This window comes from Streptomyces sp. NPDC041784 (assembly GCF_055591025.1).
Window position 1 is genome coordinate 49,174 of the sequence record NZ_JBVJAB010000033.1, and the last position, 23,273, is coordinate 72,446.

Here is a 23,273-nt window from a genome sequence, read left to right on the forward strand (position 1 = left end):
GGCAACGACGAATACGGGGCCGTGCTGTACGGCGCTCCCGCCCTCGAGAAGGTGGTGTTCAACTACCACCGACTGGTGCTGCCGAACGGCACCCGTGACGTGACCCCGCCGGTGATCTCCGGCCGTCTGGAAGGCGCACGCGACAAAGCGCTCGCGGGTGACTACGCGGGGGCCAACCGGGACTTCGCCGCGGGCTGGTCGCTGCGCTGGACGCAGGCCTACCACCCCGCGTACGAACTACGGATCGACACCCCGGGCACGACCACGGTCGACAACTACGGGCGGGTCACCGACTTCCGTACCGGCGAGGTGAGTTCGAGCTGGACCGACCAGTTCGGCACCTGGACCCGGCGGGCGTTCGTCTCCCGGGCCGACAAGGTAATCGTCCATGAGCTGATACCCGCTTCCGGCCGTACCGTCGACACCACACTGAGCGTCCACACCGCGCTCGACGGGCTGCCCGGCAGCCTGAGCTTCACCACGCGTGCCACCGTCACGGGCGGCTCCGGCTACCTGAACCCGCGCGGCACCTACCCCGCAAGGCAGGGCGCCTTCGGCTATGAGGGCGTCACCCGTGTCGTCGCCTCGGGCACCGGCGCCACGGTCACCGTCGACGGCTCTACGATCGTGGTGGCCAAGGCGGCCAGGGTGCTGCTGCTGACGAAGCTGGGCCGCTACGAGTCATCCACCGGCTGGGACTCGGAGCGTGCTGCACGCCCAACTCGCCGCTCTCGGCACCGACTACGCCGCGCTGCGCTCGCGGCACACCGCCGTGCACACCGGTCTCCACGACCGCTCCCGCCTCGACCTGAACGTACCGGCCGCCGACCGGCAGCTCTCCGTCAGCGAACTGATCTCCCCCACGCCCTGGTCCGCCCGGCGCGGCGGGCCCTCGAGCTGCGCGGTGACCAGAACGTCTCCGCCCACGGCAGCCTGCACCGCGCCCTGGCCGGGGCCCGGTTGAAGGACGGTGGACAGGTCTACGGCAACCTGCGGAAGATCCTCGGCAACAACATGGTCTTCAAGTCGCTGATGACCTCCCACAACCCGAGCCTCGACATCTACAACGCCGACGCCGCGAACGCCATCCCCGGTGTGCTGGCCGAGGCCCTGATCTACAGCCGGCCCGGAGTGCTGGAAATCCTCCCCGCGCTGCCCGACCAGCTGCCGAAGGGCACGATCACCGGGGTCCGTGCCCGCGGCCGGATCAGGATCCACAGCTTCGCCTGGGACCTGAAGGCGCGTACCGCCACGCTGTCCGTCACCTCCGCCGTCGACCAGGACGTCACCCTGATCAGCCGCCGTGGCATGGCCTCCGTGACCACCACGGCAACCGTCACGCCCTCCTCCCTGGGCACCCACGCCAAGAAGGTCTCGCTGGCCGCCGGGCGGCGCACGGACATCACCGTCTCCCTGCTCAGCGGCTTCTTCCGGCTCGTCAACCGGCGCAGCGGCAAGGTCCTCCACGTCACCAACGGCAGTACCGCCGACGGCGCCGAAATCATCCAGTGGGGCTGGTCCGGCAGCCAGAACCAGCAGTGGCGGCTCCAGCCCGACGCCGACGGCTCCTTCCGCCTCGTCGCCCGCCACAGCGGCAAGGTCATCGACAGCCCCGGGGGCTCCGGCCAAGGTGCCCAGCTCATCCAGTGGCGGGACAACAGCACCGACAACCAGCACTGGAGGCTCGTCGACGCGGGCAGTGGATACGTCCGGCTCGTCAACGTCCGCAACGGCTTGTGCGCGCACGTGCAGGGCGGATCGTCGGACGACGGCGCCCCGGTCATCCAGTGGCCCATCGGTGACGGAACCGACCAGCAGTGGCGACTGGTCGCTCTGTGACCGTCGCCGCGCCACTTCAACCGTCAGGTCGTGATCACGTGTCAGCTGGGGCGCAGGGACAATCCACCGCCGGGACCCACGCACCGGATGGCCGGGAACACGCTGACGTCCCGGCGATCGGAAGGTGACGGTGTCGTCGGTGCTCTGGTTGACGTAGCCTCCGGCGCTTCGGGCGGCGACGGACTGGGTGGTGAGGTGGACCAGCCTCTGTCCGGGGCGGCACAACTACTTCGTCTCCGCCGACGGCAGTGGGTGCGGCAGCTCCGCCTGCGCGCCTCTCCCACGGGACCGACGGGACGTCCGGACGGACGCCGAGCTGCGCACAGCCACGGCGTCCGTGCCGGATACGGCGAGAACGGAGAGGAGGACCAGTGCGCACGCCGGGCCGAATACGGTCCAGGGCGCCAGTTCCACGTACGGCTGGTTCTCCGACAGCAGGCGTCCCCACTCCGCGGTGGGCGGCTGCTCGCCCAGACCGAGGAAGCCGAGAGAGGCCAGTACGAGGACGGTGGTGGGCAGGCGCAGGAGGGCGTTGCGCAGGACGGGGGGCAGCACGGCGGGCAGCAGGTGGTAGCGGAGGAGATAGCCCGGGCCGGCGCCGAAGGAGAGGGACGCGAGCATGTGGCCACTGGCCCGCTCCTGTTCCAGCAACGCCGCGGCCTGGGCGGCGTAAGGGGTCCAGCCGACCAGGCAGACCGCGAGGGCGGCACCCCAGGCCGACGGGCCGGTCACCGCGGTGGTCAGCAGTCCGGCGAGGACCGCCGGCATCGTCGACGCCACTTCCGTGAGCCCCGCGCCGACCTGTGCCGCCATGCCGATCAACAGCCCGGTGAGCGTGCTCACCGCGGTCACGGCGAGGGCCACGCCCACCGTGCGCAGCGCCCCGTGGCCCAGCCGGGCCAGCAGATCGCGGCCGAGCGCGTCCGTACCCAACGGGTGTGCGGCTGAGGGCGGGAGCAGTCGGGCCGCCGTGTCCACATGGAGCGGATCGCGGAGCAGTCCGGCGGTGACCAGCGCGAGCAGGGCGAGGGCACAGGCCACGGCGGCACAGCGGGTGAAGCGCCCTCGGGAAGCGGCCGGTGCGTGCAGCGCGGGCAGGGCCCCGTCCCGCAGGGCCGGGCCGAGCAGCGCGCGACGCAGGGCCCGGATGAGGAGGCCGGCGACCACGCCGAGCAGAATGAGGGCCAGGGTCGCGGTTTGCAGGGGTGGCAGGTCCTGGGCGATGGCGGCGTCCAGGGCGAGGCGGCCGAGCCCGGGAATGTTGAAGATCTTCTCCACCGCGACGGCGCCACCGACCAGGGCCACGACGGTCGGCAGGAGTTGCGGAAGCACCCCGGCCAGTGCGCGCCGCAGAGCATGCCGGCCGACGTGCCCGGGCGCGAAGCCGTAGGCGTGCCAGGTCCGGGCCCACGGCTCGTTGAAGGCGGCGGGCAGCGACTGGTCGAGCAGACCGCCGATCATCGCCCCGGACGGGACACCAAGGGCGAGCGCGGGCAGCACCATCGACGCCGGTCCCGCCCACCCGCTGGACGGGAACCAGCCCAGCCACACGCCACAGACGGTGGCGAGGAGCGAGGCGAGCAGGAACTTGGGCAGCGCTGCGAGGACGGCGACCCCGATGGCCCCTCTCCCCCGGTGCAGCCGTCGCCGGGAGCCGAGGTACAGGGTGCGGCCGCTGACCAGTGCGGCGACCGCGACCGTGACCACGAGCGCCCCGAGCATCAGTGTGAAGGAGACCGCGAAGGCACCTGTCACCTGGGGCAGCACCGCCTCACCCGACACCCAGGAGGTGCCCGCGTCACCCCGCGGCAGCCCGCCCAGCCAGTGCGCGAGATGCGCGAACGGCCCCTCGTCCAGCCCCAGTTGTTCCCGAACGGCGGCCAGCTGCTCCGGAGTCGGATCCTGGTCGGCGGAACGGGCCCGCAGAACGGTCAGCGCGGGGTCGTTGCCGGACAGCCAGGGCAGCATCGCCACGGCCGTCAGCAGGGCGGTCCCGGCGGCGAGGCGGCCGAGGCCCGCGCGCCACCGGGACGGACCGGCCTCCATACCGACCGACGCGACACTCATCGGCCGGCTACTTCAGGTGGGTGTCGACGTCGATCAGGGAGCGCTCACGAGGGTCGAGGAGCACACCCTCGACATCGGTGGCGATGCCCTGGACGGCCTTCTCGTGGACCAGCGGCACGACGGCGTCGGTGCGCAGGATCTCCGCCTCGGCCGCCATGATCTTCTGCCGGCGCTTCGTCGTGTCGCCCTCCTCGGCCGCGGACTTGATGGCCCGGTCCGCCTTGGAGTCCTTCAGACCGGCGATGTTGTACACACCGTCGCTCGTGTAGTCGCTCGCCAGGTAGGCGACCGCGTCCCCGGTGTCGAGGAGGGTCACCCGGGAGAAGACGAGGGCGTCGTACTTGCCGGCGAGGAGGTCGGCCTCCATCTGCGTGTACTCGCGTACGTCCTGCTTCACGGTGAACCCGGCCTTCTCCAGATGCTGCTGCAGGACGGTGGCGGCCTCGGGGAGTTCGGCACGGTTGGTGTAGGTGGCCAGGCGCAGGGTCTTGCCCTTCGTTTCGGCCTTGACCTGTGCGGTGGTCGCTGCCTTGGCGCGGCCGGTGACCTCGACGCGCTTGTCGGCCGCCCAGGGCACGGCCGGCCCGAACAGGCCCTGCGCGGAGTCGGCGTACCCGCCGAAGACGGAGTCGACGAGCGCGGAGCCGTCCACGGCCTCGCGGGCCGCCGCACGCAGCGACGGGTCGGTGAAGACGCCGCTGCCGGTGTTGAGGACGAGGCTGTCGGTCCGTACGGACGGCACCTCGTGACGGGTCTTGTCGTCCAGCAGCTCCGCCTGGGCGGTCGGGATCCACTCGGCGATGTCGACGTCGCCGCTGCGGAGAGCGTTGGCGCGGGCCGTGCCGTCGGCTATCCAGGTGACGTCGATGCCGGAAGCCTTGGCCTTGCCGCCCCAGTAGCCGTCGTAACGGTCGAGCGTGGCCTTGGACTTGGCGGTGAGCTTCGTCATCTTGAAGGGGCCCGTCCCGGTGCCGACCGGGCTGACGGTGCCGTCCTTCGCGTACGCCTTCGAGGAGAGGATGGCCAGTGCGGGGCTGGCCAGCCGCAGTGGCAGCACCGGGTCAGCGGCCTTGGTGCTGATCGTGACCGTGTCGGCGTCGTCGGCCTTCGCGGTGAGGGTGACGTCGCTGAGGACGCGGGGCTTGGGCTCGGCGGCATCCGCGTGGTCGAGGGCGTTGACCACGGACTCGGCGGTGACCGTCGTACCGTCCTGGAAGGTGGCCTTGCGCATCTCGAAGGTCCAGGTGGTGGGGTTGACCTGTTTCCAGGCCTTCGCCAGCGCGGGCGCGGCGGCGCCGTTCTCGTCCAGGGCGGTGAGTCCTTCGGCCACGGAGAGCTTGCTCAGCACGGTGGCGTCATTGCTGTAGGGCGACAGCGCCTGCACGGGCGGCACCGCGAGCGCGACCCTCAGCCGCCCGGCCGACCCGCCGTTCGCATCCGAACCGGAGCCCGGTTCGCCCGCCACGAAACATCCGGCCAGCAGCGGGGTGAGAGCAAGCGTCCAGAGGAGACCGCGGGAGGTCGTGCGCATGGGGGGGTCCTGTCGTGCGAGAGGGTGGTCTGAACCCCAGCACGCCAGAGGGGGCGAAGGGCTCGGTCAGCATATAAGGCAAGCCTAACTTGATCTACCTCGGTAAGTGAATTCTCAACTACCGAGATCGGAGTACGGGGTCACGCCGGCCGCGACCGGATCGCTCCACCATGGCGTGACCGGGCTCAGCGCTTGGGTAACGGGCTTGCAGGACGAGCGCCGCACCCGCCGCGCGGAGGAGACACGGAAGCCGACCGGTGTCGACTCGTTGCCCGCGACCTCGAATCGGGCGACCAGCGCACCGAGCTCCACGTGGCTCTCACGGCCCTCGATGTGTTGCGAGCCGACCGACGCGGAATCCCGGTGCGGCTGATGGCAGGGACACTCAGTCCTCGTAGCGCAACTCGGTCGTCGCCCGCCCCGCGGCGTTGGTGTGCACGGTGCCGTCGGGGCCGCCGATCCGCAGTCGCCAGGGGTGCGGGCTTTCGGTCCTCACGCGGGGTGGTCTCCCTCGCGGCGCACGTCGAAGCGGGCGGTCTCACCGGGGCTGTCCGTGCGCGGGATCACGACCGTGCGTCGGGCGCCGTCCGCGAAGGCGTGCACCCTCGGTTCGACCGAGCATGTTACTGCCGGTCCAACAGGGCGGCGGTGGGTCGTCGGGGTACTCCAGAAGGCACCCGGCGCTTGAAGACGCTCGGCGTCGGGGTGCTCTCGAAGCCGCCGATGTCGTGGCTCCAGAAGCCGGTTCCGGACGGTCGCCGGCAGCAGGGCCAGCCGCTCGTCGCGTGCGAGCCGGTCGGCAGGGCTTCGACGCGCTTGCTCATCGGGAGCGCGGGGCGCGAAGGGCGGCGGACGGGACGGAGAAGCCACGAAACAGATCCCTCGGCAAGCGGGGGCGGATGTCGGGTTGAGACGAGTTGTCGAAGCGCATCGACGCTGCCATTGCCGCTGACAAGCTGTCAATAGACCAGGAAAGAGAAACTTTCTTCGTGCAGAGCCCCTTGTTTCGCACGAAACGAGTCCGTTAACTTCTCCACGAAGTGAAGCGCTTCGACACTCACCCGCGGGAAGGGGCCATCCCCATGACGCACGAGGTGAACCGCCAAAGCTTCGTAGGCACGGCGGCGCAGCTGGACGTTGCCGCACGACCATGTTGACCATCGCCGACGCGGCGAGGCACGCGGGGGTCTCGCCCAGCACGGTCAGCCACGTTCTCGGCAGCATGCGTTCCGTGGCGGAATCGACCTCCATCGCGACGACGAGGGGCCCCGAGGGAGGGCGACGTGTCGCCGCCGGCACGCCGGCCGACGGCGTGATCCTCATGGACGTCGGGCTGGACGGTCGGCTTCGCGCCCTGGCGATCGGCGAGCATCCGGACGAACAGGCGCTTCCCGCACGGGCACTGACGCTCTGTCAGATAAGTCGACGACGACTCTCCACACCCGAGGAACCGTCATGACGGCACGCAGCATCACCGACCGCCTGGGCGGCCTCGCCTTCGGCGGCGACTACAACCTCCCGGTTCCCCGGGGAGCGCGGGATCCACGAGGCGCTGGACCACATCCGGGAGCGCGGCATGGTGCCCGGCCTGTGGCTGGAGCCGGAGGTGATCGGCGTACGCAGCCCCGTGGCCGCGTCCCTGCCCGCCGAGGCGTTCTTCCGCCGCGACGGCGTCCGCGTCACGGAGTCCGGCCGGCACCACCTGGACCTGCGCCACCCGGCCGCCCGCGCCCACCTGGACCGGGTCGTGGACCACCTGGTCGGCGAGTGGGGTGTCGGCTACCTCAAACTCGACCACAACATCGACCCCGGCTCCGGCACCAGCGCCCACTCCGGCGAGAGTCCGGGCGCCGGCCTGCTCGGCCACAACCGGGCGCACCTGGACTGGCTCGACGGCATCCTGGACCGTCATTCGCACCTGGTGGTGGAGAACTGCGCCTCGGGCGGCATGCGCTGGGACCACGCCCTGTTGTCCCGGATGCAGCCGCCGTCCACGAGCGATCAGCAGAACCTCCACCTCTACGCGCCCATCGCGGCTTCCGCGCCCACCGCCGTCACCCCCGAGCAGGGTGCCGTCTGGGCCTACCCCCAGCCGGAGGACTCCCTCGACGAGGTGGCCTTCACCATGGCCAACGCGCTCCTCGGCCGGATCCATCTCTCCGGCCGCATTCCCGAACTCGAGCCGGAGGCCCGCGCCCTCGTCCACGAGGCGGTAGCGGCGTACAAGGCCATCCGCGCCGACCTGTCGCAAGCCGTGCCGTCCTGGCCACTGGGCCTTCCTGCCTGGGACGACCCCTGGATCGCCCTGGCCCTGCGCACTCCCGCCACCACCTGCCTCACCGCCTGGCGCCGCCCCGGAACCGACGCCACGGCGACGCTTCACCCCCCCCCACCTGCGGGACACCGCCGCCCGTGTCGACTCGCTCGACCCCTCGGTCAGCCGGGCCGTTGCCGCCTGGATGCCCGACACGGCCGAGCTGAGCCTGGCCCTGCCCACCGCGCCGTCCGCCGTCCTGCTCCGCATCACCCCCACGGCCCCCGGCGCTCCCTGAACCACCCCACGCCCGCATCACGCACCGACGAGAGGACCTATCGGATGCCCCCTCTGCGCCAGCCGGACGGACGCTTCACCAACCCCGTGATCCCCGGCTTCCACCCCGACCCCAGCGTCTGCCGGGTCGGCGACGACTACTACCTCGCCTGCTCCAGCTTCGAGTACTTCCCCGGGGTGCCCCTCTTCCACAGCCGTGACCTGGTGCACTGGCGGCAGATCGGCAACGTCCTGGACCGGCCGGAGCAGTTGCGTCTGCCGAGCTCCATGCCGTCCTCGGGCGGCATCTACGCCCCCACCCTGCGCCACCACGACGGCCGCTTCTGGCTGATCGTCACCAACTGCAGCGAGGGCGGCGGCAACCTGATCGTCACGGCCACCGACCCCGCCGGACCCTGGTCGGACCCCATCTGGGCGCCGGGTGTCCCCGGCATCGATCCCGACCTGGTCTGGGACGAAGACGGCACCTGCTGGTGCACGGTCGCCGGGGTGTCGCAGGTCCGTCTCGACCCGTCCACCGGGCAGACGTACGGAACACCGCACAGGCTCTGGTCCGGCGGGCCCGGTGCCAAAGCCCCGGAGGCGCCGCACCTGTACCGGATCGGCGACTACTGGTACCTGCTCATCGCCGAGGGCGGCACCGAGCGCGGCCACGGTGTCTCGATCGCCCGCGGCCGTACGCCCGCCGGCCCGTTCGAGCCGTGCCCGGCCAACCCGATCCTCACCCACCGGGGCACCGACCACCCCGTCCAGAACACCGGGCACGCCGACCTGGTCCAAGGCCCCGACGGTTCCTGGTGGATGGTGCTGCTCGGCGTCCGGCCGGGCGGCGGCACGCCGGGCTGGCACGTGCTCGGCCGGGAGACCTTCCTGGCCCCCGTGTCCTGGGTGGACGGCTGGCCGGTCGTCGGCGAGGTCGCCCTGGACCTGCCCGAGCTCCCGTGGCCGCTCTCCCCCAGCCCTGCCGAGGAGCAACGGGACGACTTCGAGCTCGCCGAACTGCGACCGTCCTGGATCTCCCTGCGCGACCGGCCCGCCGAACACTGCACCACCAAGGAGCGCCCCGGATGGCTGACGCTCCGCGCGCGGGGCGGCTCCCTGGACGAGCCCGACGTGGTGTTCACCGGCCGGCGTCAGCAACATCTGTCATGCCGGGCGCGCACTCTGGTCGATGCCGCGGAGGGAAGCGGCGGCCTCGCCGTCCGGCTCGACGAACGGCACCACTACGCGATCGAGGTTTCCGGCACGCGGGTGAAGGTGGTCGCGCGCGTCGGCTCCCTGCGCACGGTAGTGGCCGCACGGTCGGTGCCCGCCGGGCCGGTGGTCCTCGCCGTCACGATCACGCGACCGCCGTCTCCGCACGGGCCGTGCACGGGACCCGACGTCGTCTCCCTCGGCATCGAGCAGCCCGACGGCACGTTCACCGAGCTCGCGACCCTCGACGGCCGCTACCTGTCGACCGAGGTCGCCGGCGGCTTCACGGGCCGGGTCATCGGCATGTACGCCGCGGCAGGCACCGTCCACTTCGACTGGTTCGACCACGAGCCCCTCGACGACTGAACCCGCCTCCTCCTGACCACTGAACCGGGGACCTCTCCGACCGCTGATGGAACCAACCCGAACCGTCGGCCGCAAGGCACGACCGACCGAAAGCCATGACACGTGAAGGACATACGGCAACCCGCGCGCCACCGCAGCCGCGGCCCCGGACGCCTGGCCGGCCTGCTGATGGCGCTGCTCGTCATCCTGGGACTGGTCGGCAGCACCGCGCTCGCCGCCCCGGGCGGCACCGCACGGCAGACAGGCTCCACGGTCAGGGTTCCGGCCCGCGCCATGGACGCCGTCGCCGCGATGCAGCCCAGCTGGAACCTGGGCAACACCCTGGACGCGATTCCGGACGAGACGTCGATCGTCACCGACGCGGGTCCCCCGCCGCGTTCGCCGTGGTCCTCCGTCGAAGGTCTTCCCGCTCGGTTGTCCGGCACGGTCGCCTTTCCCCCTCCCCTCGCCTGCTGCCGCCACCATTCTCGCAGCCGGCAGAGGGAGCCACGCGGTGCACGGGGCACAGCCTCCGACCGCAGACTTGTCAGGGCCATGCGGGTTCCCTACAGTCCGCCGGAGACAGCATATGGGAGCGCTCCCATACCTGGGGCGGGAGCGCCTCACACCCCGCCCGGCCGTACCTCCGAAAGAGGTCCCGCATGCGACCGTCACAGCACCTTCCCCGTACCGCGCGCGGCACGTGGGGCGCGCTCGTCACCGCGATCGTCACCGCGCTCGCCACCGTCGCGGCGCTCTTCGCCGCCACGCCGCAGGCCCAGGCCGCGCCGCAGGCCCAGGCCGACACCACGGTCTGTGAACAGTTCGGCTCGACCGTCATCCAGGGGCGATACGTCGTCCAGAACAACCGCTGGGGCACCGACGAGCCCCAGTGCGTCACCGCCACCGACACCGGCTTCCGACTCACCCGGGCCGACGGTTCCGTGCCCACCAACGGCGCGCCGAAGTCGTACCCGTCCCTCTTCAACGGCTGCCACTACACCAACTGCTCGCCGGGGACCAGCCTCCCCGCGCAGCTCGCCGGCATCTCCAGCGCGCCGAGCAGCATCTCGTACGGCTACGTCGGCGACGCCGTGTACAACGCCTCGTACGACATCTGGCTGGACCCGACGCCCCGCACCGACGGCGTGAACCGGACCGAGATCATGATCTGGTTCAACAGGGTGGGCCCGATCCAGCCCATCGGCTCCCAGGTCGGCACGGCCACGGTCGGCGGACGCACCTGGCAGGTGTGGTCTGGCAGCAACGGCTCCAACGACGTTCTGTCCTTCGTCGCCCCGTCGGCGATCGACAGCTGGAGCTTCGACGTCATGGACTTCGTACGGCAGGCCGTAGCCCGCGGGCTGGCGCAGAACAACTGGTACCTGACCAGCGTTCAAGCCGGCTTCGAACCCTGGCAGAACGGCACGGGGCTGACCGTGAACTCGTTTTCGTCGACCATCGACGCGGGCGGTGGACCGGGCGGCCCGGGCGGCGCCACGACCTGCGAGGTGTCGTACGCCACGAACGTGTGGCAGGGGGGCTTCACCGCGAACGTCACCGTCTCCAACACCGGTTCGGCGCCCGTCGACGGCTGGCGCCTCACGTTCACCCTGCCCTCCGGCCAGCACATCACCAGCGCCTGGAACGCCTCCGTCTCCCCGTCCTCGGGATCCGTCACGGCGAGCGGCCTGACGCACAACGCGGGCATCGCCCCCGGCGGCAGTCAGACGTTCGGGTTCCAGGGCACCTACAGCGGCACCTTCGCCGCGCCGGGCGGTTTCGGCCTGAACGGGACCGCCTGCACCAGGACGTGACGTGACCGGCGCCGGACGCTTCCATGCCGTCCGGCGCCATGACAGCCATCCGCGGCGACGGCCTCGCCGCGGATGGCACCAAAGAGACAGACGGCAAGACCTTCGGCTGGACTCGGAAGCAGGGGTCTCAGCCCTTGATGGCTCCGGTGAGCATGCCCTTCTTGAAGTGCCGCTGGACGAAGGGCGAGGCAACCGCGACGGGGATCAACGCGAGGACCATGACGGCCATCTGCAGTCCCAGCGACGAGAGTTGACCGGTGCGGACCGCCTGCTGGAGGCCCGGTCGGCGCCTCGGTGTTCTTCTGGACCAGCTGGATGAGCACGCTCTGCAACGGCATCATCTGCTGGTCGGTGAGGTAGATGGACGCGTTGAACCAGGCGCTCCAGTACCCGACCGCGTAGAACAGGGAGATGACGGCCAGCACCGCACGCGACAGCGGCATGACGATGGTCAGCAGGATGCGCAGGTCACTGGCCCCGTCGATGCGGGCGGACTCGGTGAGTTCGGGGGAGATCCCCATGAAGAAGGCGCGTTCGGGATCTTGTTGCCGACCAGTTCCCAGTTGGGCACGACCACCATGTCGGGTAGGGAGCTGGAGGCGAGGACGGCGCCGAGCTTCTGACCATAGGTGGTGCCGTCCTGGTTCTGCCAGGTGACCTTGGTGCCCGCCGCCGCGTCGACCGCCTTGTAGTACACGCACCCGGGCTTCGGCGGGGTGCCCCAGAGCGGGGACATGATCCTCAAGGGAGCGCCGGTACCGAGCTTGTCCGGGACCGAGGTGACGAGGGCCGCGAGGTCGACTTTGCCGGTGTAGCCGCCCGACGAACCGTTCTTCGACGGAAGATCCGGCTCGGCGACCGTGCTGGCGACGTAGGTCGGCAGCAGCTTGTCGGCGGCCTTGCCCGAGGTGGCGCCCTCTCGCGACTCGCTGTCCGAACCGCCGCAGGCGGTGAGCAGCGGCATTCCCCCGGCCACCGCTGCGGTGGCGACCGCCGTGGAGGCGAGGAAGCTTCTCCGGCTCGGTCCGGAGGAGACGGCATTCGGCGTCATTGCGTCATTGCGTCAACCCTTCGTGGCGCACCTGGAAACCCGGCGGCAGGCCGTCGGCTGCGGTGTCGTGACTGGAACTGGCTGAGCTGAAGCGAACATCCAATCATTGCGACGCGCTTCATAGTCGAAGCGCTTCGATGTTGCTGGGAGGTTAAGTGAACGCCCATGGGCGCACAAGGGTCGCTTCCAAGGTTCCTCCGAGGTATTGGAGTGGACTCTCCGTATGCCCTGCTTGATGCAACGGTGTTGATCTCTTGACACTCGCTCCGATGCCTGACCGGCATCCAAGCATCGAAGCGCTTCGAAAGCACTGACCACGCCACCTCAGGTGGATCCCATGTATCCGCCACACACCACCACCTTTCCGCGATCCGCAGCTGCCTTTCGCGAAGCACATCGACCACTTCTGTCGCGGCTCACCCTCGGCGAGAAGATCGGATTCCTGCACCAGCGACGCTCGGCGAGGCCGTCTCCAAGGAGACCCGCGCGATGCGCGCCCGCGACGACCGCGTGGGACTGAACGTCTGGGCGACGACACTGCGGCCCGGCCGCCGTCCTGACGGCGGCCGGGCAGGCTGGACCTCGTCGAGCGGCGCGCCACCCGCTCGCGGAGGTCCGGCCGGGCCCGCCCTTCGACACGCGCCGACCCCGGCCGGTGCCCCGTGAAGCACGGCACGGAGCCGGGCCCACTTCGGTGGACGCGCTGCGGCTCGAGCGGGGGCGCGGAGGCCTGAGTCACAGTCGCTGCGGCACCTCTGGCACCCCTGGACGCTCCGGCCGGAGCGCCGTGGAGCAGGAGCCGATCTAGGCTGGAAGCAGCCGCTGGAAACCAGCCCTGACGAGCACGGCTGTCCGGACGGAGGCGTGGCGCGTGGAGATGGCCGGCAAGCAGGACGCGCCCACTGCCGTCGCCGTGGTGGACCCGGACGGCATGGTGAGCGGCTGGAGCGAGGGAGGCCGGCTGCTGCTGGGCTGGACGGCGGAGGACACCGTCGGCCGCCCCGTGACCGACCTGCTGGTCGAGCCCCCGCCACCCGGCTTCCCCGAGGGCTACGGCGCCGGCCCCGATCCCACGGGGTTCATCCCCTTGCGCCACCGGGACGGCTCCACGGTGGACGCCGTGGTGGCGGCTCACCCGCTGTTCGGCCCCGACGGGCGGGCACTGGGTCACGTGGTGACCGTCCAGCGTTGGGGACGCCGCCCGGTGATCGCCGACCGGGCCTTCGAGCAGTGTCCCTTCGCTCTGGGCGTCTACGACCCTGAGCTGCGGTTCCTGTGGATCAACGCCTCCTCGGGCCGGGTGATAGCGCACTCCGAGGAGCAAGTGCTCGGTAAGAAGTACCGCGACCTGTTTCCCGAGTTCGACCGCGAACTGTTTCCCGAAAGGGACGACAAGCCCTACACCGACCAGCTCTCCGAAGTGGCGAGGACGGGCAAGCCCGCGCGTCTCATCACCGTCTTCCGCCCGCTCGGCAGTAACTACGCCAACGCCTGGGCCACCAGCATATGGCCCGTCCGAGATGCCGAGGGCAGGGTCCGCGCGGTCGCCAACTGGGGATTCGACATGAGCGCCGAGTACTGGGCCCGGCAGCGCCTGCTCATCCTCAACAAGGCCAGCGCCGGCATCGGCCGGACACTCGACGTGATCGGCACCGCCCAGGAACTGGCCACGACCCCGGTGCCGTCATTCACCGACCTCGTCACCGTGGATCTCTTCGACGAGGTGCTGCGCGGAGAGGAGCCGCCCTCCGTGTCCGGGTTCACCCCCGGCGAGACCATCGTGCTCACTCGTGCCGCCCAGCACAGCGCGAAGGAGGACACCGACCGGGCTCCCGGGCCCACGACGCCGGTCAGCCACACTCCCGGTTCCGTCGCCGCCCGCTGCATGGCCACCGGCAGGTCCACGGTCCAGCTCGCGGCCGAGCCCGGCGAGGGCGGCGAATGGGCCTTCGGGCCCGGGCTCGCCGCCGACCCGGCCCACTGGCCACCGGGCAACCCGTCGATCGACGGGTCCATCGCCACCGACGGGCTGACCGGCCGGATCACCGTGCCGCTCCGGGCCCGCGGCGCGCTGCTCGGGGTCGTCACCTTCTCCCGCCTCGACCGGCCCGAGGCCTTCACCGCCGACGACCTGATCCTCGCCGAAGAGCTGACCGCCAAGGCAGCCGTCGCCATCGACAACGCCCGCCGGTACTCGCGCGAGCGCACGACCGCGCTGACCCTGCAACGCAGCCTCCTGCCGCAGGCGATGCCCAACCAGGAGGCGGTCGAGGTGGCATCCCGCTACCTGCCCGGTGGAACCGGCGCGGAAGTGGGCGGTGACTGGTTCGACGTCATTCCGCTGTCCGGCGCCCGGGTCGCCCTGGTCGTCGGCGATGTCGTCGGCCACGGCCTGCACGCCTCGGCCAGCATGGGCCGGCTGCGCACGGCGGTCCGCACCCTCGCCGACGTCGACCTGCCGCCGGACGAACTGCTGACCCACCTGGACGACCTGGTCCTCCACCTCGCCAGCGACCTCCAGCCCGACAGCCACTTCCAGCCGACCGGCGAGTCCGGCGCCACCTGCCTCTACACCGTCTACGACCCTGTCTCCCGGCGCTTCACGCTGGCGAGCGCCGGCCACCCCCTGCCGCTGATCATCTCCCCGGACGGCACGAGGACCCCGGTACCCGCCCATCCGGGACCGCCGCTCGGCATCGGTGGGCTGCCCTTCGAGGCCACCGAGCTCGAACTGCCCGAGGGCAGCCTGCTCGCCCTGTACACCGACGGACTGGTGGAAAGCCGCGAGCGCGACGTCGACCAGCGGATCACCGAACTGCAGCGAACTCTGAACCACTCGGCCACCTCACTGGAGGCCCTGTGCGACACGGTGATGGACGCCATGCTCCCCGATCGCCGCACCGACGACGCCGCCCTGCTGCTCGCTCGCACTCACGCGCTGGCGCGCCACCACATCGCCGACTGGGACGTCGAGCCCGACCACGCGCAGGTGCCGCGCGCCAGGAAGTTCGCCGTCGACCAGGTGGACGCCTGGGGTTTGGAGGAGGCGGCCTTCGTCACCGAACTCGTGGTCAGCGAGCTGGTCACCAACGCCATCCGATACGGCGAGCCGCCGATCAGGCTGCGGCTGATTCGCGACACCTCCCTGATCTGCGAGGTCTCCGACGCCAGCAACACCGCCCCGCACCTCCGCCGGGCCCGCGCCTTCGACGAGGGCGGCCGGGGTTTGTTGCTCGTCGCCCAGCTCACCCAGGGGTGGGGCACCCGGCACACCACCAACGGCAAGACGATCTGGTGCGCGCAGACCCTCCCCGAGCCTGAGCCGCACTGAGGTCCGAGCCCGCGGACCGCCGCCGGCCGCCCGCAGGGCACGGCAAGGGCACGACGTCGGTAAGGGAGCCCGCCGCCTCGCGAGGTCGGCACCACATCCGGCCGACGAGGCCTGGTCGCTGCGTGGTACGGCGCCCCGCGCTTGCCCCCTGGCAGCCGTTGTCGCCATCATCCCGCTGCTCGCGGGCACGAGCAGGGGGCCCGCCTCCGCCCAGACAGGCCCCATCCGACCTCCACCCGTTCTGCGTCTCGACCCGAGCCCGGTGGCAGGGGTCGGCCTGCTCCACCGTCGGGGTGAGCCGCACCGTTTCAGGAGTCGGATCTCCCTGGTCGGATCCGTGATGCTCCTGGTCGGTCGGTGCCGTCACCAGCCTGTCGGCAGACCGGCGATGATCAACCGTGTGACTACGGATGTCCGACAAACCTATCCGGGGCAGACCACAGCACCATATCTGTCAGTCTGCAGACGGAAGTTGAAAACCCCAGCAAATCCCAACTCTCAAAGCAAGGAACTGATTATCCGTCACTTTCACTCCCCTATAAGGGATCTCGCCCGGATCTGGCGGCTCGCCACCCTCCAGACTTGAGCAAGGACGCCCCAAACACCCGCTCTCAAACCGTCAACCCTGCCATCACGAAACAATCAATCACCTCAGGCACCTGGTCCGCTTTCCGCCGACATAATGGCCATCAGGCGACAGGACGACAGTTCCATGGGAGTGAAGGCAAGTAGTTGCATGGCAAATTCTGTACCGCCCTGCCGTGCCAGATATAGACGGCGTGGCCGGTGCGAAGCCGGGTGGGACATGCTGGGCATGCCAGGAGAGCCCCATCGCTTACGGGCGACGGCATCGCGGCGGACGGTGCCGATGACCTCTTGCAGGCGCTCGTCGTTGCGGTACTGCTCAGCATGCACACGCAACTGGGCCATCATGGGCAGCGCCCATTCATCCTGCCAGTCGATGAGCTGGGTACAGGCTTCGGGCCAGGTAAGTGCCCATTCCATGGCGTTGAGCCCATACATCATCCACGGGAAGATTTCGAGGGTCTTGGAGTTGTAGGCGAGAATGTCCCAGCGGAGGTCGCTGACATAGAGGCCCCAGGTTGGGCTCGGTTCGACGAGGTTGCGGATAGAACGGTCGGCCTACGAAGCATCGCCCGATGAGCCCCAAAGGCCGGAGTTCAACGTTGCGTAGTCAGCACCAGGTCATGGGGGCCCGCCGGGGGCGGTGCACGGTGGGCGGATCAGCGGGCGATCGAGATCGCGAAGGGCACGAATCCGCTGGACCGCATCACGTGCGGTACGAACAGTATCGCGGCCTCCGTGGCGCGGGCGGTCTGGATCCCACCGAGATCAGTGATCCACTCCTTGCGCCAGCCGAGGCTGATGAGCAGTTCACGGACGGTCTGCTTGGCCTGCGGCTCCTCGCCGGAGAGGAAGGCGTCGGGCGCCTGGGTGAGCGTGGTCGGCGCGGTCATCACCGGGAAGAGCATGGTGTTGAGTGTCTTGACGACGCGCGTTTCGGGGAGCGCTTCCTGGAGTTGCTCGGCGAGGCTTGAGCCGGGGTAGATCAGGTCGGCGGGCAGTCCGTCCGGTCCGTCGACGGTGGCGTTGGAGACGTCGACGAGGATCTTGTCGCGCAGCTCCTCGCGCAGGGCGACGAGCCGGTCCAGTGAGCCGGCGCCCGGGGTGGCGTTGATGACGATCTGGGCTGTCCGGGCAGCGTCGGCGGCGGCGCCCGGCGCGCGGTCCGCCACGGTCACCTCATGCCCGGCCCGGGTGAGGGCTGTGGCCAGGTTGCCGCCGACGCGGCCGTTTCCGAGAACTGCGATCGTGGTCATGACGATCTGCTCCTTCCGTGCGTGCAGGTTGTGGTGCGCGGTCAGCGTGAGAGCGTGGCGACGGCCTCGGCGTGGACGCCGGGCGCGGCGGCCAGGAAACTCTCGCTCTGCGGGGTCCAGGGGCGGCCCTCGGCGTCGGAGATCTGTCCGCCGGCCTCGGTGACGAGCAGCGCCCCGGGCAGCAGGTCCGCGCGGGCGCCGGCGAACTGCCAGAAGGCGTCGATCCGGCCGGCGGCCACGTCCAGCAGGTGCAGGGTCGCGGGCACGGCGGTGCGGACGACGAGCGCGTCGAAGAGCATCGCGGTGATCGAGGAGCCGACGCGCCGCACGACCTTCTCGTCCTCGTCCGGCCGGGCCTGGCTGGTGGCCACGATGCTCAGGCCGAGGTCCGCGGTCCGGGAGGCGTGCAGCGGCCGGCCGTCGAGGTAGGCGCCCGCGCCGGTGAGCGCGGTGTAGGTCTCGCCGGTCAACGGCAGGTGGACCGCGGTCAGCACCGGCCGGTTCTCCCGCACGAGGGTGGCGGTCACCGCCCACTCCGGCAGGGCGTGCAGGTGGTTGACGTTGCCTTCGGCCGGATCCACGACCCACCATTCGCCGGGCGGCAGCGCCCCGCCGTCCAGTTCGTCCTCCACCCAGCCGGCGTCCGGGCGCAGGCGCGTGAGGCGGGGGCGCAGGATGTCGAGGGCCGTGTCGTCGTTGGCGGCGAGCGCGCGCATCAGCTCTTCGCGGGTCTGGTAGCGGACCACCTCGCCGAAGCGCTCGCGCAGCGCCGAACCGGCCGCGCGCACGGCGATCGCGCTCTGGCCGAGCAGGTCGGCGTCGGAGGCGGCGACGTCAGTGGTCTGAAGCGTTTCGGACATGGTGGTACTCCCGTGTGAGGAGGGGTGATGAGGCCGCTCGGGCCACGCTGTGCGTTCCGTCTTGCGCTCTCGTCCCGAAGCTATACAGCCCCTTGATTAACTTCAAATGCATGTCAAGCACGGCTAGGATTACTCGCATGCAATTGGATTTGAACCTGCTCACTGCGCTCGACGCGCTGCTGGAGGAGGGAAGCGTGGCCGGGGCGGCCGCGCGCCTGCATGTCACCGCCCCCGCGATGAGCCGGAGTCTGGGCCGAATCCGGCGCACGACCGGGGATCAGATCCTGGTGCGCACCGGCCGCACGATGACCCCGACGCCGTATGCGATCGCCGTCCGGGCACAGGTGCACGAGCTGCTGCACCAGGTCCAGGGGGTGCTGGCACCCAGCAGTGAACTCGATCTGGCAACGCTGGAGCGCACTTTCACACTCCGCTGGCACGATTCCCTGGTCGCTTTGAGCGGCCCCGCACTGCTCGCGGCCGTGCGCGGACAGGCGCCGGGCGTGCGACTGCGCTTCGTCGCGGAATCGAGCATCGACACTCCCGAGTTGCGGCGCGGCGAGGTCGACCTGGAGGCGAACGCCAACCGCCCGAGCGCACCGGACATCCGTGCCGAGAACGTGGGCGAGACCCGCCTCGTCATCGTCGCGAGGCAGGGACACCCCCTCACCCGCGTCAGCACCGTCACCGCACAGCAGTACGCCGCCGCTGAGCACATCACCGTCTCGCGACGGGGAAACCTCAGCAATGCCCTCGACGACGCCCTCGCACAGCTCGGCCTCACCCGCCGCGTGGTGGCGACCGTGCCCACGGAAGCGGCCGCCCTGGAGTTCGCGCGCGGCTCCGATCTCCTGATCAGCGTCCCCGAAGCCACCACGCGGTCAGCGGTCGCCGACCTCGGCCTGGTCGTGCTCCCCCTCCCGCTCGAACTGCCGTCGGCACCGATATACCTGTCGTGGCATCAGCGCTACGACACCGACCACGCCCACGCCTGGCTGCGCGGACTGGCCCGAACCGCACTGGCCAATTGCGGAGCGTCGTAGCCGGCGCCGTCCGGCCCCTTCACCCACACGCCCGCACGCCCACACGCCCACCTTGACCCGCCCCTTGCCCCGTGGCCGATAGGCGGCCAGGACGTCGATGTCGAAGTGGTAGGGCCCGGCGAACGCAACCACTTCCGGATGCAGGGGAACCGCCCCATCCGGGGCGACATGACGGCGCACGACCGTCTTGCTCCGGTCGTAGACGATCGTGCTCCAGGCCGATCACCCGGCGCCTGAGCGCATCTTCCGCATCCGCCAGAGCCGCCCGCACCCGCTCCAGCTCGGTTTCGAGATCCTCCCCCCGCACCGCCGCGGCCTTCTGCCGTGCTTGCAGCACCGCCCGCATCGACGGCATCCGCCATCCCCACGACATCTCGGTCAGCAACGGACCGAGGCTTCCGTGCCAGCCGCCGTCTCATGCCGGCCCAGCGGAAAGCGCACGTCAGGTTCGGAATGGGAACGACCCCTTAGGCCGTTTGGCCGGAGGGGTGAGTGCCTTTGCAGGTGATCGGGCACCCATGTCCTGTCCGGCCCCGGGCATCTTCGAGCTACTCATCAGACCCCCGTTGGGAGCCTCGCATGGAACCAGCCGCTGTCTCGAGAAACTGTCCGTTCGACTATGCCGAGGCGCTCGAGTTCGACCCTGTGCTCAAGCACTTGATGACCGAAGAGCCCGTCTCCCGCATCCGGCTGCCCCACGGCGACGGCGAAGCCTGGCTTGTCACGGGCTACGACGATGTGCGCACGGTGACTACCGATCGGCGTTTCAGCCGAAGCGCCGTCATCGGCCGGAATTTTCCGCGCATGACCCCTGAACCCATCGTTCAGGACGAGGCGATCAACGTGATGGACCCACCGGGCAGTACCCGCCTGCGCAGCCTGATCTCCAAAGGCTTCGCGCCCCACCACATGGAACGCATGCGGGTCCGCACCCAGCATGTCGTGGACGAGCTGCTGGACCGGATGGAGGAGCATGGTTCTCCCGCAGACCTCACCGAGCACCTGGCGGACCCCCTGCCCCTGGCCACCATCTGCGAGGTCCTCGACATCCCCGAGGCCGATCGCGCCCAACTGCGGTCCCACGCCCGGACCATGATGGACACCGGCATCGACAACCGGGACAACGCCGTACATGCCAAGGCCGATCTGCGTGCCTACTTCGAGAGGTTGACGGCACACCGGCGTGAGAACCCCGGCGAGGACCTGATCAGCACTCTGGCCGCGGCTCGTGACGGAGATGAGATTCTCAACGACCAGGAACTGGCAGTCATGGCCATGGTCCTGCTCATCACCGGCCAGGACACCACCACCTACCAGATCGGGAACATCGCCTACGCCTTGCTCACCCGTCCCAAAGAGCTCGCCATGCTGCGCTCCGATCCTGGGATGCTCCCGCAGGCCATCGAGGAACTGCTGCGCTTCATCCCCTTCCGTAAAGGCGTCGGTATCCCCCGCGTCGCCACCGAGGACGTGGAACTGAGCGGGGTGACGATCCACGCCGGGGACATCGTGCACGTCTCCTATCTGACGGCCAACCGTGACGGCCGGAAGTTCGACCGTCCTGATGAGCTGGATCTGGAACGCACTGGCCCGTCTCACATGACCTTCGGCTGGGGTGGGCATCACTGTCTCGGCGCTCCGCTCGCCACCACAGAACTGCAAGTCGCAATCGGAACCGTTCTGGAGCGCTTCCCCGACCTGCAGCTCGCGAAGCCGGCCGAAGAAGTGCGCTGGAACAAGACGTCGATCTGGCGCTATCCGCTCGCGCTGCCCGTCCTCTGGTGACCGCAGCGCCCCCGGCAACGCGCCGAGTCCATGTGTCCGAGGTCCCCTCGTAGGCCTTTGGATGGCTGCCGCCCGCAGCACTGCGCCCCGCCGCCGGGCCCAGCGGCGGGGCGCAGTGCTCGGCTCCGGGTGTGAATCGCCCGCCTGTCGGCAATCAAGGGTGGTTCAAGGGTCACGTAGTTCCTCATCCCGAATTCTCCTGATCGGTGATGGGTAGGGCGGAGTTCTGGATCGAGGGACCTGGTCATCGCGGAGCTCGCGGTGACCGGCCCTCAGCCCGGGTCGGCAGGCCGCCGGTCTGCCCGGATGAGGAGAGCTTCCGTCGCGGTCGACATCACCGAGATCTACGTCCACTGGTCCGCGAGCCGCTCGCAGAGCGAACCGGCCTCGTCCCCGGGACCGGATCGCAGGACGATCAGGACGTACCTGGCGCCACCGGCCTGCAATGATCCGGGCCGTCCCGTTGTGCTTCTCGCTCGACATGCGACGCTCACCCTCCCGTCGTAGCGTGATTCGGACGGCTGATCAAGCCGTGGCGGATCACCTTCCGCCCCAACGGGGTGAACTTGAGTCTTCGACATCTGCCCCGACCGCGCCCGTGCCAGGGGTATCGAAACCGGCGCCGGAGCCCACCACAGGTCTGTTCGCATCGTTTCCGCGCGGACGGATCCGGGTGGCCGGCGCCGGAAGACGAACAGCCCGCATCCGGCCAGGGCCCGGCTATGTGGACCACGTCCGCGGGAGGCATTCCATGGCGGTTCTCTGTAGGCCTGCAATCCAGGTACCCGAGTACGTCATCACCAACGAAGAAACCCTTGAGCTGGCGCAACGGTTGCACGGCGACCATCCGCAGCTCGATCTGATCCTCAGGCTGATCGAGCACACCGGGGTGCAGAAACGGCATCTGATCCAGCCGATCGAGAAGGTGCTGCAGCACCCGGGCTTCGACGCCCGCAGCACCACCTACGAGGAGCACACCAAGGCCCGCGTTCCGGCCGTGGTGCGCCGGGCGCTCGACCACGCGGAACTGGAGCCGCAGCAGATCGACATGATCATCTACGTCTCCTGCACCGGCTTCATGATGCCCCCACCGACCGCGTGGCTCATTGGCGAGATGGGCTTCCGGCCGGAGACACGACAGCTGCCGATCGCCCAACTCGGCTGCGCAGCAGGCGGCGCGGCCATCAACCGGGCACACGACTTCTGCACGGCGTACCCCGACGCCAACGCGCTCGTCATCGCCTGCGAGTTCTGCTCGCTGTGTTATCAGCCCACCGATCTGGGCGTGGGGTCGCTGCTGTCCAACGGCCTGTTCGGCGACGGAATCGCCGCGGCCGTGATCCGGGGCAACGGTGGCACCGGAGTCCGCCTGGAACGCAACGGCTCGTACATCATCCCGAACACCGAGGAGTGGATCTCCTACGCGGTCCGGTCCACAGGCTTCCACTTCCAGCTCGACAAGCGCGTGCCCGGGACCATGGAGCCACTCGCCCCGGCGCTGCAGGCCGTCGCGGAACAGCACCAATGGAACGCCAGCAAGATGGACTTCTACATCATCCACGCGGGCGGTCCACGCATCCTGGACGACCTGAGCCTCTTCCTCGACGTGCCACGCGAGGCGTTCCGCTTCAGCCGCGCCACGCTCACCGAGTACGGAAACATAGCCAGCGCGGTGGTACTCGACGCCTTGGCCCGCATGTTCGCCGAAGCATCAGCCCTTGAGGGCCACCGCGGCCTGATGGCCGGCTTCGGGCCCGGCATCACGGCCGAGATCTCCCTGGGCACCTGGACTTCGGAGTTCGAATCCTGACGCGTCGCCGTGCCGTCTCAACCAAGGGGCGACCAGCCAGGATCCGGGAATCTTCGGGCGGCCGGGAGGCTACCGGGCAGTACGGCCGGCAATGTCTCCGCCCCAAGTCGTCGGCCAACGCGATCACCGCGGTGACGCGTTGGCCGACCGGCTCACGCCGTACTTCGTCAGCCAGGCTGACCGCGAGGGTGATCTCCAGACCGTGCAC

13 protein-coding genes and 4 pseudogenes are annotated in these 23,273 nt (G+C 69.9%); 10 read left to right on the forward strand and 7 right to left on the reverse strand.

The window, feature by feature from the left end; all coding sequences use genetic code 11:
• Positions 1–21 precede the first annotated feature (21 nt).
• Complete coding sequence (locus ACZ6D7_RS40165) at positions 22–1,839, forward strand: RICIN domain-containing protein (RefSeq protein ID WP_469501826.1); 1,818 nt, start codon at positions 22–24, stop codon at positions 1,837–1,839.
• A gap of 225 nt (positions 1,840–2,064) precedes the next feature.
• On the opposite strand, the gene ACZ6D7_RS40170 is transcribed toward ACZ6D7_RS40165, so the two are convergent.
• Both ACZ6D7_RS40170 and ACZ6D7_RS40175 read right to left on the reverse strand, forming a co-directional pair.
• A complete protein-coding gene (locus tag ACZ6D7_RS40170) occupies positions 2,065–3,906 on the reverse strand; it encodes an ABC transporter permease subunit (RefSeq protein ID WP_469501827.1) in 1,842 nt (613 codons plus the stop codon).
• A 7-nt stretch (positions 3,907–3,913) separates the two neighbouring features.
• A complete protein-coding gene (locus ACZ6D7_RS40175) occupies positions 3,914–5,437 on the reverse strand; it encodes an ABC transporter substrate-binding protein (protein WP_469501829.1) in 1,524 nt (507 codons plus the stop codon).
• 1,150 nt (positions 5,438–6,587) lie between these two features.
• Here ACZ6D7_RS40175 and ACZ6D7_RS40180 point away from each other — a divergent pair.
• The 4 genes and pseudogenes from ACZ6D7_RS40180 to ACZ6D7_RS40195 all read left to right on the forward strand — a co-directional run bounded on the left by ACZ6D7_RS40180 (position 6,588) and on the right by ACZ6D7_RS40195 (position 11,344).
• The gene (locus ACZ6D7_RS40180; protein ID WP_469501832.1) at positions 6,588–6,896 is read left to right on the forward strand and encodes a LacI family DNA-binding transcriptional regulator; all 309 of its coding nucleotides are present in this window, start codon (positions 6,588–6,590) and stop codon (positions 6,894–6,896) included.
• 117 nt (positions 6,897–7,013) lie between these two features.
• On the forward strand, positions 7,014–9,548 hold the full coding sequence (locus ACZ6D7_RS40185; RefSeq protein WP_469501834.1) for a family 43 glycosylhydrolase: 2,535 nt from the start codon (positions 7,014–7,016) through the stop codon (positions 9,546–9,548).
• Between the two features lie 102 nt (positions 9,549–9,650).
• Positions 9,651–9,896: pseudogene (locus ACZ6D7_RS40190) on the forward strand (cellulase family glycosylhydrolase); the annotation flags it as partial.
• Positions 9,897–10,189: 293 nt separating this feature from the next.
• A complete protein-coding gene (locus ACZ6D7_RS40195) occupies positions 10,190–11,344 on the forward strand; it encodes a glycoside hydrolase family 12 protein (RefSeq protein WP_469501836.1) in 1,155 nt (384 codons plus the stop codon).
• A 127-nt stretch (positions 11,345–11,471) separates the two neighbouring features.
• On the opposite strand, the pseudogene ACZ6D7_RS40200 reads toward ACZ6D7_RS40195, so the two are convergent.
• Together ACZ6D7_RS40200 and ACZ6D7_RS40205 are read right to left on the reverse strand one after the other, a co-directional pair.
• Positions 11,472–11,877, reverse strand: a pseudogene (locus ACZ6D7_RS40200) (carbohydrate ABC transporter permease); the annotation flags it as partial.
• Positions 11,874–12,395, reverse strand: a pseudogene (locus ACZ6D7_RS40205) (twin-arginine translocation signal domain-containing protein); the annotation flags it as partial. The pseudogenes ACZ6D7_RS40205 and ACZ6D7_RS40200, both read right to left, overlap by 4 nt.
• A gap of 341 nt (positions 12,396–12,736) precedes the next feature.
• On the opposite strand from ACZ6D7_RS40205, the pseudogene ACZ6D7_RS40210 reads away from it, so the two are divergent.
• A pseudogene (locus ACZ6D7_RS40210) lies at positions 12,737–12,965 on the forward strand (hypothetical protein); the annotation flags it as partial.
• Positions 12,966–13,272: 307 nt separating this feature from the next.
• Complete coding sequence (locus tag ACZ6D7_RS40215) at positions 13,273–15,726, forward strand: SpoIIE family protein phosphatase (RefSeq protein ID WP_469501838.1); 2,454 nt, start codon at positions 13,273–13,275, stop codon at positions 15,724–15,726.
• 651 nt (positions 15,727–16,377) lie between these two features.
• Here ACZ6D7_RS40215 and ACZ6D7_RS40220 read toward each other — a convergent pair.
• The 3 genes from ACZ6D7_RS40220 to ACZ6D7_RS40230 all read right to left on the reverse strand — a co-directional run bounded on the left by ACZ6D7_RS40220 (position 16,378) and on the right by ACZ6D7_RS40230 (position 18,427).
• Positions 16,378–16,857 carry an MmyB family transcriptional regulator gene (locus ACZ6D7_RS40220; RefSeq protein WP_469501872.1) on the reverse strand — a complete coding sequence of 160 codons (480 nt, stop codon included), beginning with the start codon at positions 16,855–16,857 and terminating at the stop codon, positions 16,378–16,380.
• Between the two features lie 113 nt (positions 16,858–16,970).
• Positions 16,971–17,567 carry an NADPH-dependent F420 reductase gene (locus tag ACZ6D7_RS40225; RefSeq protein ID WP_469501840.1) on the reverse strand — a complete coding sequence of 199 codons (597 nt, stop codon included), beginning with the start codon at positions 17,565–17,567 and terminating at the stop codon, positions 16,971–16,973.
• Positions 17,568–17,608: 41 nt separating this feature from the next.
• Positions 17,609–18,427 (reverse strand): 3'(2'),5'-bisphosphate nucleotidase CysQ, encoded by an 819-nt coding sequence (locus tag ACZ6D7_RS40230; RefSeq protein WP_469501841.1) that lies wholly within the window; start codon positions 18,425–18,427, stop codon positions 17,609–17,611.
• 137 nt (positions 18,428–18,564) lie between these two features.
• Between ACZ6D7_RS40230 and ACZ6D7_RS40235 the strand changes: the two genes are divergently transcribed.
• The 3 genes from ACZ6D7_RS40235 to ACZ6D7_RS40245 all read left to right on the forward strand — a co-directional run bounded on the left by ACZ6D7_RS40235 (position 18,565) and on the right by ACZ6D7_RS40245 (position 23,065).
• Positions 18,565–19,470, forward strand: a complete 906-nt coding sequence (locus tag ACZ6D7_RS40235; protein WP_469501845.1) for a LysR family transcriptional regulator — start codon at positions 18,565–18,567, stop codon at positions 19,468–19,470.
• Positions 19,471–20,049: 579 nt separating this feature from the next.
• A complete protein-coding gene (locus ACZ6D7_RS40240; RefSeq protein ID WP_469501847.1) occupies positions 20,050–21,255 on the forward strand; it encodes a cytochrome P450 in 1,206 nt (401 codons plus the stop codon).
• A 751-nt stretch (positions 21,256–22,006) separates the two neighbouring features.
• Entirely contained in the window at positions 22,007–23,065 is a 1,059-nt protein-coding gene (locus ACZ6D7_RS40245) for a type III polyketide synthase (RefSeq protein ID WP_469501874.1), read from the forward strand.
• Positions 23,066–23,273 lie beyond the last annotated feature (208 nt).

Coding starts and splice junctions, on each gene's coding strand:
- ACZ6D7_RS40170 (WP_469501827.1), bottom strand. CDS start 3,906: ATGAGTGTCGCGTCGGTCGGTATGGAGGCCGGTCCGTCCCGGTGGCGC.
- ACZ6D7_RS40175 (WP_469501829.1), bottom strand. CDS start 5,437: ATGCGCACGACCTCCCGCGGTCTCCTCTGGACGCTTGCTCTCACCCCG.
- ACZ6D7_RS40180 (WP_469501832.1), top strand. CDS start 6,588: ATGTTGACCATCGCCGACGCGGCGAGGCACGCGGGGGTCTCGCCCAGC.
- ACZ6D7_RS40185 (WP_469501834.1), top strand. CDS start 7,014: ATGGTGCCCGGCCTGTGGCTGGAGCCGGAGGTGATCGGCGTACGCAGC.
- ACZ6D7_RS40195 (WP_469501836.1), top strand. CDS start 10,190: ATGCGACCGTCACAGCACCTTCCCCGTACCGCGCGCGGCACGTGGGGC.
- ACZ6D7_RS40215 (WP_469501838.1), top strand. CDS start 13,273: ATGGCCGGCAAGCAGGACGCGCCCACTGCCGTCGCCGTGGTGGACCCG.
- ACZ6D7_RS40225 (WP_469501840.1), bottom strand. CDS start 17,567: ATGACCACGATCGCAGTTCTCGGAAACGGCCGCGTCGGCGGCAACCTG.
- ACZ6D7_RS40230 (WP_469501841.1), bottom strand. CDS start 18,427: ATGTCCGAAACGCTTCAGACCACTGACGTCGCCGCCTCCGACGCCGAC.
- ACZ6D7_RS40235 (WP_469501845.1), top strand. CDS start 18,565: ATGCAATTGGATTTGAACCTGCTCACTGCGCTCGACGCGCTGCTGGAG.
- ACZ6D7_RS40240 (WP_469501847.1), top strand. CDS start 20,050: ATGGAACCAGCCGCTGTCTCGAGAAACTGTCCGTTCGACTATGCCGAG.
- ACZ6D7_RS40245 (WP_469501874.1), top strand. CDS start 22,007: ATGGCGGTTCTCTGTAGGCCTGCAATCCAGGTACCCGAGTACGTCATC.